The 14,270-nt window shown below is 66.5% G+C and carries 16 protein-coding genes; 9 read left to right on the top strand and 7 right to left on the bottom strand.

The features are described from left to right. The first annotated feature begins 156 nt into the window (after positions 1–156). The 3 genes from CK215_RS20150 to CK215_RS31360 all read left to right on the top strand — a co-directional run bounded on the left by CK215_RS20150 (position 157) and on the right by CK215_RS31360 (position 839). Positions 157–249 carry a hypothetical protein gene (locus CK215_RS20150; RefSeq protein WP_082980611.1) on the top strand — a complete coding sequence of 31 codons (93 nt, stop codon included), beginning with the start codon at positions 157–159 and terminating at the stop codon, positions 247–249. Positions 250–351: 102 nt separating this feature from the next. Then, positions 352–444 carry a hypothetical protein gene (locus CK215_RS20145; protein WP_095778857.1) on the top strand — a complete coding sequence of 31 codons (93 nt, stop codon included), beginning with the start codon at positions 352–354 and terminating at the stop codon, positions 442–444. 257 nt (positions 445–701) lie between these two features. Beyond that, positions 702–839, top strand: coding sequence for a hypothetical protein (locus CK215_RS31360; RefSeq protein WP_170950339.1), 138 nt, complete (start codon positions 702–704; stop codon positions 837–839). 831 nt (positions 840–1,670) lie between these two features. Here CK215_RS31360 and CK215_RS20140 read toward each other — a convergent pair. Then, positions 1,671–2,564: a LysR family transcriptional regulator gene (locus CK215_RS20140; RefSeq protein ID WP_095831946.1), complete on the bottom strand. Its 894-nt coding sequence runs from the start codon at positions 2,562–2,564 to the stop codon at positions 1,671–1,673. Between the two features lie 134 nt (positions 2,565–2,698). Between CK215_RS20140 and CK215_RS20135 the strand changes: the two genes are divergently transcribed. Next, positions 2,699–4,132: an MFS transporter gene (locus CK215_RS20135; RefSeq protein ID WP_095831945.1), complete on the top strand. Its 1,434-nt coding sequence runs from the start codon at positions 2,699–2,701 to the stop codon at positions 4,130–4,132. Positions 4,133–4,452: 320 nt separating this feature from the next. Beyond that, a complete protein-coding gene (locus CK215_RS31840; RefSeq protein WP_245418742.1) occupies positions 4,453–6,030 on the top strand; it encodes an alpha/beta hydrolase in 1,578 nt (525 codons plus the stop codon). Positions 6,031–6,124: 94 nt separating this feature from the next. Here the strand turns inward: CK215_RS31840 and CK215_RS20125 are convergent, their stop codons facing one another. Continuing rightward, positions 6,125–6,526: a low affinity iron permease family protein gene (locus tag CK215_RS20125; RefSeq protein ID WP_095831944.1), complete on the bottom strand. Its 402-nt coding sequence runs from the start codon at positions 6,524–6,526 to the stop codon at positions 6,125–6,127. A 292-nt stretch (positions 6,527–6,818) separates the two neighbouring features. Between CK215_RS20125 and CK215_RS20120 the strand changes: the two genes are divergently transcribed. Beyond that, on the top strand, positions 6,819–7,010 hold the full coding sequence (locus CK215_RS20120; RefSeq protein WP_066999471.1) for a hypothetical protein: 192 nt from the start codon (positions 6,819–6,821) through the stop codon (positions 7,008–7,010). A 103-nt stretch (positions 7,011–7,113) separates the two neighbouring features. Then, positions 7,114–7,425 carry a hypothetical protein gene (locus tag CK215_RS20115; protein ID WP_095831943.1) on the top strand — a complete coding sequence of 104 codons (312 nt, stop codon included), beginning with the start codon at positions 7,114–7,116 and terminating at the stop codon, positions 7,423–7,425. Between the two features lie 53 nt (positions 7,426–7,478). Here CK215_RS20115 and CK215_RS20110 read toward each other — a convergent pair whose 3' ends face one another. The 5 genes from CK215_RS20110 to CK215_RS20090 all read right to left on the bottom strand — a co-directional run bounded on the left by CK215_RS20110 (position 7,479) and on the right by CK215_RS20090 (position 11,728). Beyond that, the gene (locus tag CK215_RS20110) at positions 7,479–7,946 is read right to left on the bottom strand and encodes a MaoC family dehydratase (protein WP_082953788.1); all 468 of its coding nucleotides are present in this window, start codon (positions 7,944–7,946) and stop codon (positions 7,479–7,481) included. Further along, complete coding sequence (locus CK215_RS20105) at positions 7,943–9,232, bottom strand: NAD(P)/FAD-dependent oxidoreductase (RefSeq protein ID WP_141245496.1); 1,290 nt, start codon at positions 9,230–9,232, stop codon at positions 7,943–7,945. Before CK215_RS20105 ends, CK215_RS20110 begins: the two co-directional genes overlap by 4 nt. Positions 9,233–9,256: 24 nt before the next feature. Then, the gene (locus tag CK215_RS20100; protein ID WP_095783431.1) at positions 9,257–10,483 is read right to left on the bottom strand and encodes an NAD(P)/FAD-dependent oxidoreductase; all 1,227 of its coding nucleotides are present in this window, start codon (positions 10,481–10,483) and stop codon (positions 9,257–9,259) included. Between the two features lie 168 nt (positions 10,484–10,651). Beyond that, entirely contained in the window at positions 10,652–11,230 is a 579-nt protein-coding gene (locus tag CK215_RS20095) for an OsmC family protein (protein ID WP_095778850.1), read from the bottom strand. Between the two features lie 261 nt (positions 11,231–11,491). After that, the gene (locus CK215_RS20090) at positions 11,492–11,728 is read right to left on the bottom strand and encodes a DUF1127 domain-containing protein (RefSeq protein WP_141245859.1); all 237 of its coding nucleotides are present in this window, start codon (positions 11,726–11,728) and stop codon (positions 11,492–11,494) included. 192 nt (positions 11,729–11,920) lie between these two features. On the opposite strand from CK215_RS20090, the gene CK215_RS20085 reads away from it, so the two are divergent. Together CK215_RS20085 and CK215_RS20080 are read left to right on the top strand one after the other, a co-directional pair. Next, positions 11,921–13,303 carry a nodulation protein NfeD gene (locus tag CK215_RS20085; protein WP_095783434.1) on the top strand — a complete coding sequence of 461 codons (1,383 nt, stop codon included), beginning with the start codon at positions 11,921–11,923 and terminating at the stop codon, positions 13,301–13,303. Then, positions 13,300–14,064: a slipin family protein gene (locus tag CK215_RS20080; protein WP_095831941.1), complete on the top strand. Its 765-nt coding sequence runs from the start codon at positions 13,300–13,302 to the stop codon at positions 14,062–14,064. The genes CK215_RS20085 and CK215_RS20080 overlap by 4 nt, the downstream gene beginning before the upstream one ends. Positions 14,065–14,270: the final 206 nt, after the last annotated feature.

Here is a 14,270-nt window from a genome sequence, read left to right as displayed (position 1 = left end):
TACGAACCTCAGCAGGCTGGATGTTGCCGGCTGACCACAGCCTGCCCGTATTCGGCTGCAGCCGGCTCGCTTTGCACGCATCTCACGAAAACGTTTTTTGACAAAACGGCACTTCCCTTGCGTCTTGAGGCGGCAAATTGGGCAAGGGGCATATCCATGAAGAAGATCTATGAGAAGCCGGTGCTGGTGAAGCGCCAGAAGCTGTCGAGCGTCGTTGCCGGGTCGTCGGCCCCGATCCCGCCGCGCTGACCTAAGCAACAGCCAGCAGGGCAAGCATTCCTGGGCTAAGCTTGACAGGGCGGCCGCATCGCGTTCACCTGCGCCGGTCGTTGACCCGCCCAGGAACGAACGATGAAGAAGACTTACGAAAAGCCGCGGCTGCAAAAGCGCGGCAGGCTGTCGGCCGCGACCGCCGCCGCGCCGTTGTCCGGCTTTACCTTCTGACGCGAGCCAGGCGGCCCTGCGGCACTCCTTTGCGGCGGTCCGAGATCGGTCGAAACTATTGGCTTTGCCACGGCGCACCAATCGGCGTACCCTGCCGTATCGCTGGTAACCACCCACCGGACGCCAATGACGACTGAGAGAATCCCCACTAGCCCGCGCGCGGGCACGCGGCCGCAGATTTCCAGGACCAACTGATTGAGGAGAGCAGAAGGGCGCTGATCCGCTCTTACGACCTGTTGCGTCGTACGGAGCGCCTGGTGAACGCTTCCGGCCGCAAGCTTGATGGTCGCTCCCCGACGGCGCTCGCCCGCGCGAAGCGTCTTCAGGTGGGAATTGCGATGAAGAAGACGTACAGCAAGCTGACGCTTGAAAAGCTGGCAACGGTTCGTCAATAGCGGTCTGGCGAACCCTTTCTGAGCCTCGTACGCGAAACCTCGCGCCGCTGCCGGCCAGGAGCGGGCGGTACACTACGCAAGTGCCCGCCCGTCCGGCGCCGCCGCCAAGCTGCTGAACCCCGTCCGTCCCCAACAGCAACGGTCATGGCGTGACCAGTCACTGCGGATTGCCATTGGCCCGGCTGGCTGTCAACGTCGGCGGCGCGCCCTCCGGAACAGCGTTTTTTCCCGTTGTGCAGCGCCGAAACCGCGCCGCGGCGTTTCCGTTGTTGCCGCCACGGCAGGCTCCGAAATGGCGGATTTCCGGGCTTTTCGGCCGTTGCGGCAGGCGACACGAATGTTGCCGCCTACAGATCTGAATAGGCTTGTTTTTCACTGGTTGAGGTGTCTTGAGGTCCGGTTCTCAACCTGACTTTTTTTGGGCGCATTTCGGCAACGCAGCATTGGCGGGCAAACGGCAGCGACTTCCCCGTCGCGCTAGCGGTTTCGTCGCCCCTCAAAGACTGGGGAGAGGAACGCTGCGGCTCTGTGAACCGCTTCATGATGCGCACATGCAGGGATGCTAAAATTCGGCATCGGAGCGGGGGAAGGTGGGCATCGGTTGCTCGAAGTGCTTGCCCGGCGCAGGTCCTGGCCGGCAGATCGAGGCAGAGGTGCCCGCGCAGCGACGGAGCGGGGGTTCTTGTTGGGCGTCCCCCCGCTCCGTCCCGGCGTCGCCAGGGAACCTGTCTCCACACTTTGTTGGGGCCAAAATCTCGGTCTGTCGGCGCGGCGTTCCTTCGCGCCTCGCCTGGCCTGCGTGCCAGTTGCCGCGCAAGGAGATCGGCTGTCTCACCGCCCTCCGCACACCTCCCTCACCAGGCCCCGCAGCCACCGATGCGCGGGGTCGGCGTCGAGGCGCGGGTGCCATAGCAGCGAGATTGTGAGCCCGGCGAGCTTCACCGGCAGCGCGAAGGTGAGTAGGCCTTCGCGCAGCTTGCCGGTATAGCGCTCGGGCACCGTGGCGATGAGGTCGGAGCCGCGCGCCAGCGCCAGCGCTTCCGCAAAGCCGCCGACCACGGTGCCGATCGTCCGCGTCAGCCCGGCGAGTTCCAGCGCGTCGTCGATAGGCCCGCGATCCAGCCCGCGGCGCGAGATCAATATATGCCGGCCGGCGGCGAAGCGGGCGGCGGTGATCTTGCCGTCGCACAGCGGATGGCCGCTGCGCACCACGCCGACGAAACGGTCGCGGAACAGCGCCTGCGCCCGCACCTCCGGGCCGGTCGAGCCGCCGATAACGCCGGTCTCGAGATCGACACTGCCTTCGCGCATCGGCGCGCTGTCCTTGTCGGGCTTCGGCACGAAGCGCAGCTGCACGCCCGGCGCTTCCTCGGCGACGCGCGCGAGAAGGGCAGGGCCGAAATTTTCCACAAAACCATCGCTGTTGCGCAGCGTGAAACTGCGCGTAAACCGCTTCAGATCAAGGCGTTCGGCGGGGCGCAGCACAGCCTCCGCCTCCTTCACCAGCCGGCCGACATCCGTGCCGAGCTCGATGGCGCGGGGCGTCGGCACCAGGCCGCGCCCGGCGCGGACCAAAAGTGGATCGCCGGTGACCTCGCGCAGTCTTGCGAGCGCGCGGCTCATTGCCGACGGGCTGAGCTTCAGCCGCCGCGCGGCTTTCGCGACACTGCCTTCGGCGATGAGCACGTCCAGCGTGACGAGCAGGTTGAGATCGGGTCGCGACATGGTGCGATCTTAGCACGTCCTCGATGCAGTGACATGGCGCTTCATGCACTATTCGAGTGCAAATGCTGCGCGTTCCGCCATATGGGCCAGGCGCCTATTCTCCCGGCAAGTTCCACCCGAGCCGGAGAAGAACCATGGCCGATATCGCAGATCCACGCACCATTCCCGCAAGCCGCTCGGCAAGCGGCGCGCTGGCCAGCCTGTCGCTGGCGATGCTTTTGTCTTCGCTCAGCACCAGCATCGCCAATGTCGCGCTGCCGACGCTGAGCACCGCCTTCGCCGCATCTTTCCAGGCGGTGCAATGGGTGGTGCTTGCCTATCTGCTTGTCATCACCGCGCTCATCGTCAGCGTCGGGCGTCTTGGCGATCTCGTCGGCCGCCGGCTGCTGCTGGTCGCCGGTCTTGGCCTGTTCAGCGCCGCGTCGCTGGCGGCCGCGCTTGCGCCGTCGCTGCCGCTGCTGGTCGCCGCCCGCGCCGCTCAAGGCCTCGGCGCCGCGGTGATGATGGCGCTGACCATGGCCTTGGTCGGCTCGACGATGCCGAAAGAGCGCACCGGCAGCGCCATGGGCCTGCTCGGCACCATGTCGGCGATCGGCACGGCGCTTGGGCCGTCGCTTGGCGGCGTGCTGATCGCTTCCCTCGGCTGGCGCGCGATCTTCCTCGTCACTGCCGGGCTGGGCGTCGTGGCGATGATCCTCGCCCGGCGCTTCCTGCCGGGCGATCAAACCGCGACGATCCTCCGCAATGAGGCGCAGGGCGTTGGCCCGCGCTTCGACGCGCTGGGCACCCTGCTGCTTGCCTTGACGCTCGCCGCCTATGCGCTGGCGATGACGGCAGGACTCGGCCATTTCGGCGGCACGAACGTCGCGCTGCTCGGCATGGCCGTTCTCGGCGCCGGCCTGTTCCTCTATGCGCAGCGGAGAGTGGCGTCGCCTCTGGTCAAACCAGCGCTGTTCAGCGATCCGGTGCTGGCGCCGAGCCTTGCCATGAACGGGCTGGTCTCCACCGTGATGATGGCGACGCTTGTCGTCGGACCCTTCTTCCTGTCGCGCGCGCTGGGCCTGGGCGACGCGCAGGTCGGCGCCGTGCTGTCGATCGGCCCGGTCGTCTCGGCGCTGTGCGGCGTGATCGCCGGCCGCATCGTCGATCGCCTCGGCGCGTCCGCCATGGTCGTTGCCGGGCTGGTGCTGATGACCATCGGCTGCGTCGCGCTTGCTCTGCTGCCGGCGCTGTTCGGCGTCGCCGGCTACGCGGCGGCGATCATGCTGTTGACGCCCGGCTATCAGCTCTTTCAGGCGGCGAACAACACCGCCGTCATGGCCGATGTCGATAAGAACGAGCGCGGCGTGGTCTCGGGCATGCTCAGCCTGTCGCGCAATCTCGGCCTGATCACCGGCACGGCGGTGATGGGCGCGGTGTTTGCCTTTGCGGTGGGCACTGGCGAGATCGGCGCCGCGACACCGGAAGCAGTCGCCGGAGGGATGGGGTTTACGTTCGCAGTGGCGGCTGGGCTGGTGATCGTGGCGGTTGCGATTGCGGCGGTTGGAGATTTGCGAAAGCGTCGGTGACATCCAATCTCCCCCCTTGCGGGCCCTTGCGGGGGAGATGTCCGGCAGGACAGAGGGGGTCGTCTCACTTGGATTGCCAACGCCGTCTGATGTCGGGGAGAGCGCTGGCGCTTCACGCGAAGCGCCCCCTCTGTCACCTTCGGCGACAGCTCCCCCTCGAAGGGAGAGTACGCATCGCCGCCAATGTAACCGATCGCACATTCCCAACGCCCGTCTTGCCGTATCGGCTTCCGTAAATTAGCCGATTTTGATATTCCGTTGCGGTCTTCTCCCGCCGCATCGACGAGGAGCCAGATGGCAGTGGAAGGGTGCCCGGCCGGATGACCGACGCTCCGCATAAGGGGCTGCTGGACCTGTGCGTGCTCGGCGACTTCCAGGTGGTCCGCGACGGCGCGCTGCTCGACCTGCCTCCGTCGCGCAAGACGAGAGCCTTGCTTGCCTATCTCGCCGTCACCGGCAAGGCGCACCAGCGTGAGCGGCTCTGCGAAATCTTCTGGGACATTCCCGACGATCCGCGCGGCGCCTTGCGCTGGAGCCTGTCCAAGATCCGCCAGGTGCTCGGCGAGGACGAACCCGCTCTGGTCGCCGACCGCAACACTGTCTCGCTGAAACTTGGCACGGACTATGCCCGGCTCCTGCCGCTGGTGAAGGGCGATCTTTCCATGGCTTCGACGGAAGAGCTGGAGGCCGTGGCCGGTTCGATCCGCGGCGATTTCCTCGCCGATCTTTCGCTCGAGCGCTGCTTCGAATACGAGGCCTGGCGCGCGGGCGTCGCCAGCGAGGTCGAGATCGCCGAGCTCGGCATGTTGCGCGAGCTGATCGAGCGCCTGGCCGGCGAGCCGAGGCGTGCGCTGCCGCTTGCCAGGCGCCTGCGCCGGCTGCTGCCGGAGGATGTCGGCCTGGCGGAAGAGATCGCGGCGCTGGAAGAGAAGGTGAGGGCGGCAGCCGCCCAGCCGACGGGACGCTCCGCGCAACGCGGCGCCACGGACGTGGCCCAGATGCAATCACCTTCCACTCAGCTTGCCAACAGCCCGACGCCCGCGCAGGATCCCGGCCGCGCCGTCCATTTCTGCCGGGCTCGCGACGGCACAAGGCTTGCTTTTGCCAAGACCGGCAGCGGCCCGCCCATCCTGCGCGCCGCGCATTGGATGTCGCATCTGACCTTCGACTGGGACAGCCCGATCTGGCGGCACTGGATGAGGGAACTGTCGCGCCGGAACCAGTTGGTGCGCTACGACGAGCGCTGCAATGGCCTGTCGCAACGCCACGTGGCCGACGTCTCATTCGACACGATGGTGTCGGATCTCGAATGCGTCGTCGAGGCCGCGGGGCTCGATCGCTTCACGCTTCTAGGCCTCTCGCAGAGCTGCGCGGTTTCGATCGCCTATGCCATACGCCACCCCGAGAAAGTCTCGGGCATGATCCTCTACGGCGGCTACGTCAAAGGCTGGCGGGCACGCGGCGACCCCGGCGAGATCGCCACGCGCGAGGCCGTATCGACGCTGATGCGCGAGAGCTGGGGCAAGTCGAACCCGATGTTCCGCCAGGCCTTCTGCTCCATGTTCATCCCCGGCGCCACGCACGAACATTTCGCCTGGATGGACGATCTGATGCGGCGCACCGTTTTGCCGGACGACGCTTGGCGCCTGCAGGCCGCCTTTTCCGTGATCGATGTCAGCGACCTGCTCGAAAAAGTGCGGGTGCCGACCCTGGTGCTGCACGCGCGGGAAGACAATGTTGCCCCGGTCGAGTCCGGCCGCACCATGGCGGCGGGTATTCCCGGCGCCAGCTTCTTCGAGCTGGAAAGCCAAAACCACATCCTGCTCGAGGGCGAGCCGGCCTTCGACGAGTTCGTCGCCCATGTCCGGGCCTTCGTCGCCGGTACGGCAGGGTCGTAGGAAATCTCCTACCGCGATCGCGTAATTTAATCTTGGCGTGGGAAGCTTATCTTTGGGTGGCGGCGGTGCCCATTCCGCCCCTTCGGCCGGTGCTTCAGCTACCCCAACGCCCCCCGCCCGCTGCGGCACCGGCCTCATTCGTCTCGTTCTGCGATGCCGCCTCGACCGAGCCGGCTTCCGCTTCGCGCTCCAGCTCGACCAGCTTCGACTTGATCTCTTGCGTGTCCGCATGCTCGAGCCCAACCACGTCATTGCGTGTCTGCCGCAGCGCGATCACGATCTCGTCGAGTTTGGCGTGGATGGCCGCCGTGTCCCGGTACCCCTGGATAAGCACGATCCCCGTGATGATGATGGCCGCTGCCGACAGCGCATAGGTCACCGTGTTGGTAAGTCCGAAGGGTACGAGCAAGGTGCACGCAACCATCGCGATAACCATCGCATAGAAGCCGGGCGGCCGGGACAGAAAATCGGCGACGATGAAGAGGAGCCGATTCATGGGCGACTATGAAAGCAGGAACCCGGCTATCAGCACGGTGAGGACCATCGAGGCCGGCACGGCAAGCAGCCAGCGAGCCTCCAGGACACTGTTGGTAGGGTCTTCCATATTTATCCTCCCATCGGCGAATTGCTTGCCGGCAAACGGCGACCAAGAGCGTTCGTTCCACTCATCGGCCAACCGTCCGAAGCGCCGTCGGACTGAAGTCCGGAGAGCAAAGAAGAGGATCGACCGCCGCAACCGAAGTCACGCTTCCGCATTTCTGACGCGCCATTGCATCGGGAGGCGATATATGACCGACGGACTCGCGGACGATCTGGAAGACCAGCCCTATGAAACAGCGTCCTTCGCCAGCAAATACGGGCTCTCCGACAAGCTTGCCAAGGCCATGTTGATCGCGAACGGACCGTCGCGACGCGCCTGCGACGCCGCGGCGAGCACGTACCTCAGATATGTTGCGCTGCGGCGCGAACGCCCGAAATGACCTTCGCTGCGTTGCTGCCGGGAAGCCCGATCCAGTCCGGAACCAAACAGCCCGGCAGGGGTTTATCCAGCGAAGGGACGCTCCACCAACCAGGAATATTGCAATGAAAACACTGCTTCTCGCAGCGTTGGCGCTTTGCGTCGCGGCACCCGCCGTCGCATCCGCCGCCGAGGCCGATGTGGTCATCACGACGCATCACAGGCACTATTACCATCACCGTCCCGCCATCGTCATCAACGAGGAAGGCCACCGCCTTCATCATCGCCATCACGGCACCGTCGCATTCTATGACAACGGCCGCCGCGCCTGGCATCGCCATCACCGCTCGGATACCGTCGTCGTCACGAGCTCAGTCGAGCGCCATCACCGCTACCACCGTCGTCCGGTCACCGTCGAAAGCGACACCGACTATTGACGGCTATCGGCCCGGCCCAGGGAACGAAAGCCGGGCCGAACCGTTGCCGGCGATCATTTATCCGCCTCGCCCCCGGCGAGCGGCACGGTGAACACCGTCGCGGTGCCGGTGAGGCAAAGCTCGCCGGCCTCGTTGCGCACCGAGGTCTCCAATTTCGTGATCGGCTTGTCGGCGCGCACGTCCTTGACCTCGACGCGGCCGGTGATCAGTTCGCCGACGCCGACCGCCTTGACGAATTTCCAGGAGACTTCGAGGAACACCGAGCCGGGCCCGGGAAGGTCCTCCGCGACCACCGCGTTCAGGATGCCGGAGGTGACGCCGCCCTGCACGATGAGCTTGCCGAACACCGAGGCCTCGGCCAAGGCCTTGTCGTAATGCAGCGGATTGCGGTCGCCGGTCATCTCCGCGAAGGCGTCGATATCCTGCGGTTGCGTGCGCCGCGAACGCTCGGCGACGGCGCCGACCTGCGGCCGCCCCTTGATAACGCCGATCCACCCGTCCTTCATCAAATGTACGGTCATGGTCTTACTCCCGTTCGGTTGCGATAGAGGCTCGAGCCCGCCATTGCCTGCGGTTCGTTTGCCGGCGCTCGATAAGTCGCCAGCCCGCTCATGGCGGGCACGGCGCGGCGGACCGGGATCGCGTGTGCGGCGAGCGCCCGGACCTCGGCCTTCATCACCGCGCTGAAGCGGCGATGCCGCTCGCCGATATCGGCCAGCGACCAGTCGAAACCGGCAATGGCGTCAGTGGTGTCGAGGATCTGGCGGGCGATGAGGTCGCGCTCCTGCTGCCAGGTCGCGAAGGCTGCCTCCGATCCGTCCAGGATCGCCCGCGCCAAGCCCTCGGCATCGCGCAGCGCGTCGGCAATGCCGTGCGAGGTGAGCGGGTCGCGGAAGAAGCCGGCATCGCCGACCAGCGCCCAGCCTGGTCCGTGAGCGTGGCGGATGTAGCCCGGCACGCCGCGGAAAGCCTGCAGGCGGGCATCGTCGGGCGCCCGGCTCGCCTGTTCGGCCAGTGCCGGCGAAAGCGCCTCGAGCACCTCCATGCGGGCGCGGAAATGATCAAGGCGGAAGCGCTCGTCGAACAGCTTGGTCGGCACCGAAGCGACGATGCAGGCCAGCCCGGCATTGGTCGGAATGAGGGAGCCGGCGATGCCGTCGCGGAAATACCAGTGATAGCCGGCGCCGGGTTCGACCGGCGCATAACCATAGACATGGGCTGCCGAGACCGTGCCCCTTCTGAGCACCTGCGCGTCGCAGCATTTCGCCACCGTGGAGCCGATGCCGTCGGCGCCGATCACGATGTCGGCGCTTAAACGTAAGGCCGCGCGGCCGGCGCCGCGGATCTCGACGCCGCGCACGCGTCCGCGCGTGTCGGCAAAGAGGTCGCCGACCGCCACGTCGTGCAGGAACTCGGCGCCGGCCTTGCGCGCGGCATCGACGAGCATGCGGTCGAGCACGGTGCGCCTGGGCGCGATCAGCCCGGGAAGATCGGGCCCGGCATTGAGCGGAATGGTGATCTCCTCCTCGCCATAGTGGAACGTCGTTGTCTCGATCAGCGGCGTGCCGGCCTTGAGCAGTGGCTTGAGCAGGCCCCAGCGCGACAGCTGCAGCACGGCGGGCCGCATCAGCGCATGCGTCGACAGCGTGTCGGAGCCATAGGGCCGGCGCTCGATTGCCAGCACCGTCAGGCCGGCGCGGGCAAGCAGCAGCGCCGTCGAGGCGCCGGCGCAGCGCACGCCGACGATGATGGCGTCGTAATGGGCGCGCTTGGGCGTGAGCGGAAGGGAAATCGCGGTCGTTGGCATCTTCGGTGTCCTCACGGCGGCCTCTCAGGCGGCTTGGCGACCTTTGCGGTCGAGATAGCTGGAGACCTCGGCGGCGATCGCTTGCGCGTCGACGCCGGCGCCGCCGATGAAGTTGGAATCGCGCTTGCGCAGGAAGCGGAAGCCGAGCGCGTAGAGGCCGGGAACGCCGGTGATCCCGTCGCGGTGCGCCAGCTCGCCATCCGGCCCAACCGCCGACGGCTCCAGCCAGTCAAACGAGCGGGCATAGCCCGTCGCCCAGATCACCGTGCCGGTCGACCCCTCCGTCAGCGAAAGCCGCTGGCGGCGCGTCGAAGGCACCCGCACCGGCTCGCGCCGGCCGGGCCGCGCGGCGCCGGCGAAGCGGTCGATCTCGGTAAGCAGCCGCGCCTGCTTCGCGTCCGCCGCCGCGATCTGCGCGGCAAGATCGTCGGCAAAGGCGATCTCGCGGTTGGCTATGCCGCGCACGCGGCCGGTGAGCTCGACACCGAGCGCCTGCAGCGTGGCAAGGTCGACATCGGCCTTGTCCGGTCGCCCGGCGAGCTGCAGCGAGGGCTGCCGCCTGGCGCTCTCGGGATTGGCGAGCCCGTCGAGCGGCTGGGCCATCACGCCCATCTGACAGAGCCAGAAAAAGATGTCCTTGCCGCGCCACAGTCTCGGCAGGCGCGTATGCTTGCCGACGGACAGCATCACACGCCGGCCGGCGCGCGCGAGCTCGTCGGCGATCTGCACGCCGGAAGATGAGGCGCCGACGATCAGCACCTCGCCGGGCGGTAGCTCGCCAGGGGAACGATATTGTGAAGTGTGGAGGGAGAGCGGCCCGCCTCGGAACTCCGACGCGAAAGGAACCATCGGCCGGTCGCAATGCCCCGTCGCCACCACTACGACCCTGGCCGACCAGTCGCCGGTGCCGGTGGCGAGCGCGAAGCCGCCGCCGGTCCGCCTGCAGGAGGTGACCTCGACGCTGCATTCCACCGGCACCTGCCAGCGGCTTGCATAGGTTTCGAGATCATGGACGAACACGTCCTTTGTCCTGAAGCCGTCGGGGTCCGGGCCGTCATAGGGCGAGCCGGGCAGGCCGTTCAGCCAGTTCGGCGTCAACAGCCTCAGCGATCGCCAGCTCTGCGTGCGCCAGCGCTCGCCGATGCGGCCGCGCTCCAGCACGACATGGTCGATTCCGGCGCGGCCAAGGCAATGGCTGAGCGCAAGCCCGGCCTGCCCGCCGCCGATGATGACGACGTCAGCATGTTTCATGGCTCTGTTCCGAGGCCCTGGGGAGAGACGGTCCGGATTTCTCCGAACCGTCGCTTCAGCTAACGCATGTCGCCCAGAAGTGTGCAGCGGTTCTGGAACAACGACATGCGTCAAACAAAGATCTAAAGCGCGTCGCCTGAATCCGTTTTCAGGACGACGCGCTTTAGTTCACTGGATGGTCTTGATGCCGACCGTGACCGGCACGCCGTTGGTCAGCACGTCGAACACGGCCGAGCGTGCGCGGGCCTGCTCGACCAGCTGCTCGAGCTTCTCGGCCGGCGCGTCGCCCTCGACCTCGAACGACACCTGGATGTTCTGGAAGCCGTTGCGGACCTCGTCCGAGATGCCGAGGATGCCGCGCAGGTCGATGTCGCCGTCGACCGAGCACTTCACCGTGGTGAGCTTGATGCCGCGCGCGGCGGCGATGTTGGCGAGCCCCGCCATCAGGCAGCTCGCCAGCCCATGCAGCAGCCACTCGACAGGGGTCGGGGCGTTGTCGGCGCCGCACAGGATCGCCGGATGGTCGCTGTCGGCATAGAAGGGCTTCTCGTGCTTCTGCTCCTGGCCGGCGCCGTGGAAGCCATGCATGACGCTCTTGCTGTGGGTGCCTTCGATCCATTCGTTGTGGGCACGGAACTGGAACTTCGCCAGCTCCGGCTGACCGGCGACGAAATTGATTGTCGCCAGGAGGTTCGGTGTGTCGACGCCGTTGAGCGGAACGCGGGCAGGTTTGGTGCTGGGTTGCATGTGACTACTCCGAAGGTTGCTTTGCGGCTTGGTTGCCGTGACGGCTTCCTTTCTGACGCCGATGCGTTTGAACGAGAGTGGATGGCAGCGTGGAATTTCTGATACGCCCACCGTGGAAATTGCATCGCCCGTTTCATTTGGGCGGGCAGCCCGCGACCGGTTCCAATGCCGGCAGTGCTTCGCGCCGGAACGCGAAAACCCCGGCGAGCCGGGGTTTTCACCAGCCTTCCGGCCGGCCGCCGATGCAGTCGTTCATCCGCTTCAGGCGTCCGTCCTGCCGGCTGCGGCGAGCGCGGCGCGCGTGGACGTGTAGTGCTCGATCTGCGAGCGGCTGATGCCCATGTCTTTGAGCAAATAGTCCGGCATGGCGCGCAGCGCGGCGCGATCGCTGCGCATCCGCATGGCGTGATAGGCCAGCCGCAATCCGCGGCGGGCAGAGCCGAACAGGTTGAAGCCTGTGCGGCCGGTTTCGTACTGCAAACGATCCATCGTCGTCATTGTCGTCTCCATTGTTGCGAGCGCGTTCATTCGCGCCGTCGATGGGGACAATGACGTACGGGCGAGGGAGCCAGCGTTGGAGGCGATGTCGAAATTGCCGTGGAATCGTGAGGAGGGAGATTACCCGCTCCGCTGCCCTCATTGGACTTGCCCCGGCACAACCCCATATTGAATCCCAAGGAGCTTTGAGGCGTGAAACTCGCGCGGGTGGCCCTTCTGGCAGCGGCTTTCATGGCCGCCGCGGCGGTTTTCCCCTTCTCCTCGGCCGAAACGGCGGGGGAGAGGATGGCCTTGAGCATCGCGATTGACGGCGCCATCGGTCCGGCGAGTTCGCGCCAGCTCAAGGAAGCGCTCAAGACCGCGGCCGAGCGCAACGCCGGGGCTCTCATCCTTCAGCTCGACACGCCCGGCGGCCTCGTCACCTCGATGCGCGAGATGATCGCCGATATCCTGGCGTCCCCCGTTCCCGTCATCGGCTATGTCGCGCCCGCCGGCGGTCATGCGGCGAGCGCCGGAACCTATATCCTTTACTCGACCCATGTCGCGGCGATGGCGCCCGGCACCAATCTGGGCGCCGCGACGCCGGTCGAGATCGGCGGGCTGCCCTCGCTTCCCGGCGGTGAGAAGGACGACAAAGACACCGGGAAGCCAGCCGGCGACCCGATGACGGCCAAGGCGACCAACGACGCGGTGGCGCTGATCCGCTCCCTCGCCGAACTGCGCGGGCGCAATGGCGACTGGGGCGAGAAGGCGGTTCGCGAGGCGGCGAGCCTCTCGGCAAGCGCGGCGCTGCAGCAGCACGTCATCGACTTCGTCGCCCGTGACACGGCGGAGCTGCTGCAGCTCGCCGACGGCCGCACCGTCGACGTGGCCGGCAAGAAAGAGGTGCTGGCGACGAAGGGCCTGGCCGTCGAGGTCCTGGATCCCGGCTGGTTCATCCGGCTTCTCGCGGTCATCACCGATCCGAACGTTGCCGTCCTCCTGATGCTGATCGGCTTCTACGGCATCGTCTTCGAGGTCACGAGCCCAGGTGCGGTGGCGCCTGGCGTCATTGGCGCCATCTGCCTCGTCCTCGGCCTCTACGCGCTCGATCTCTTGCCGATCAACTATACCGGTCTCGCCCTGATGCTGCTCGGCGTCGCCTTCCTCATCGTCGAGGCTTTCAGTCCGACAGTGGTGCTGGGTGTCGGCGGCGCGGCCGCCTTCCTGCTCGGCGCGGCCATGCTGCTCAAGGTCGAGGGGCCGGGCTTCGCCATATCGTGGGCGGTCATCGGCCCCGCCGCGGCGCTGACGCTGGGCCTCGCGCTGCTGGCCGGCAGCTATCTGTGGGCAGCGCGCCGCAATCCGCCGCGCGTCGGCGGCGGGGCCATGCACGGTCTTTCCGTGGACGTTCTCGACTGGGAAGGCGGAGAAGGTCATGTGCTGGCGCTCGGCGAGCGCTGGCGCGCCAAGGCCGAGGAGCCGATCGCGCCCGGAGATCGTGCTGAGGTGACCGCCGTCAGCGATCTCGTGCTGACGGTGCGGCGGCGTGGTGCAGGTCACAACGGAGCGGGAAACGACGGAGCAAAACAATGACGCTCGGCTATGTCGCCTATCTGATCCTCGCGCTGCTGGTGATCATGTTCCTGTCGGCGGCGATCCGCATCCTGAGGGAATATGAGCGCGGCGTCGTCTTCACGCTCGGCCGCTTCACCGGGGTCAAGGGGCCCGGCCTCATCCTCCTCGTTCCCTTCATCCAGCAGATGGTGCGCGTGGACCTGCGCGTTGTGGTGCAGGACGTGCCGCCGCAGGACGTCATCTCGCGCGACAATGTCTCGGTCAAGGTCAACGCGGTGCTCTATTTCCGCATCGTCGACGCCGAGCGGGCGATCATCCAGGTCGAGGATTTCATGACCGCCACCAACCAGCTGGCGCAGACCACGCTGCGTTCGGTGCTCGGCAAGCACGAGCTGGACGAGATGCTGGCCGAGCGCGACAAGCTCAACAGCGACATCCAGGACATCCTCGACCAGCGCACCGACGCCTGGGGCATCAAGGTCTCCAATGTCGAGATCAAGCATGTCGACCTCAATGAGAGCATGGTTCGGGCCATCGCCAAGCAGGCAGAGGCCGAGCGGCTGCGGCGCGCCAAGGTCATCAACGCCGACGGCGAGCAGCAGGCGGCGGCCAAGCTGGTCGAGGCCGGCCGCATGCTGGCGGCCGAACCGCAGGCCATGCAGCTGCGCTATTTCGAGGCCCTGCACGACATCGCCGGCGAGCGTTCATCGACCGTGGTCTTCCCGCTGCCGGTGGATCTGCTTAGCCAGTTCCTGAAGGGCCAGGGCCAGGGCAGGTGATCTCCCCCCTCGAGGGGGAGATGCCCGGCAGGGCAGAGGGGGTCGGTCCGACTGGACTCGGCCTATTGCGACGGTTGTAGGTTGGCGCCCCACGCGCGGCGACCCCCTCTGTCGCCTTCGGCGACATCTCCCCCTCGAGGGCAGGGGAATCGCAGATAAGTTGATTGGCTATTGCCAAGCCGCAAAAGAAGGATTCTTGAGAGGCT

Source organism: Mesorhizobium sp. WSM3864 (assembly GCF_002294955.1).
Lineage (GTDB): Bacteria > Pseudomonadota > Alphaproteobacteria > Rhizobiales > Rhizobiaceae > Mesorhizobium.
The sequence above is the reverse complement of the archived record's forward strand: the minus strand, read 5'-3'. Positions and strand labels throughout refer to the sequence as shown.

What these genes read in the sequence shown, in the direction of transcription:
- CK215_RS20120 (WP_066999471.1), top strand. Translation starts at nt 6,819, where the DNA reads ATGACCGACGGACTCGCGGACGATCTGGAAGACCAGCCCTATGAAACA.
- CK215_RS20115 (WP_095831943.1), top strand. Translation starts at nt 7,114, where the DNA reads ATGAAAACACTGCTTCTCGCAGCGTTGGCGCTTTGCGTCGCGGCACCC.
- CK215_RS20100 (WP_095783431.1), bottom strand. Translation starts at nt 10,483, where the DNA reads ATGAAACATGCTGACGTCGTCATCATCGGCGGCGGGCAGGCCGGGCTT.
- CK215_RS20150 (WP_082980611.1), top strand. Translation starts at nt 157, where the DNA reads ATGAAGAAGATCTATGAGAAGCCGGTGCTGGTGAAGCGCCAGAAGCTG.
- CK215_RS20090 (WP_141245859.1), bottom strand. Translation starts at nt 11,728, where the DNA reads ATGACGACGATGGATCGTTTGCAGTACGAAACCGGCCGCACAGGCTTC.
- CK215_RS20125 (WP_095831944.1), bottom strand. Translation starts at nt 6,526, where the DNA reads ATGAATCGGCTCCTCTTCATCGTCGCCGATTTTCTGTCCCGGCCGCCC.
- CK215_RS20105 (WP_141245496.1), bottom strand. Translation starts at nt 9,232, where the DNA reads ATGCCAACGACCGCGATTTCCCTTCCGCTCACGCCCAAGCGCGCCCAT.
- CK215_RS20140 (WP_095831946.1), bottom strand. Translation starts at nt 2,564, where the DNA reads ATGTCGCGACCCGATCTCAACCTGCTCGTCACGCTGGACGTGCTCATC.
- CK215_RS20080 (WP_095831941.1), top strand. Translation starts at nt 13,300, where the DNA reads ATGACGCTCGGCTATGTCGCCTATCTGATCCTCGCGCTGCTGGTGATC.
- CK215_RS20145 (WP_095778857.1), top strand. Translation starts at nt 352, where the DNA reads ATGAAGAAGACTTACGAAAAGCCGCGGCTGCAAAAGCGCGGCAGGCTG.
- CK215_RS20095 (WP_095778850.1), bottom strand. Translation starts at nt 11,230, where the DNA reads ATGCAACCCAGCACCAAACCTGCCCGCGTTCCGCTCAACGGCGTCGAC.
- CK215_RS31840 (WP_245418742.1), top strand. Translation starts at nt 4,453, where the DNA reads ATGACCGACGCTCCGCATAAGGGGCTGCTGGACCTGTGCGTGCTCGGC.
- CK215_RS20110 (WP_082953788.1), bottom strand. Translation starts at nt 7,946, where the DNA reads ATGACCGTACATTTGATGAAGGACGGGTGGATCGGCGTTATCAAGGGG.
- CK215_RS20135 (WP_095831945.1), top strand. Translation starts at nt 2,699, where the DNA reads ATGGCCGATATCGCAGATCCACGCACCATTCCCGCAAGCCGCTCGGCA.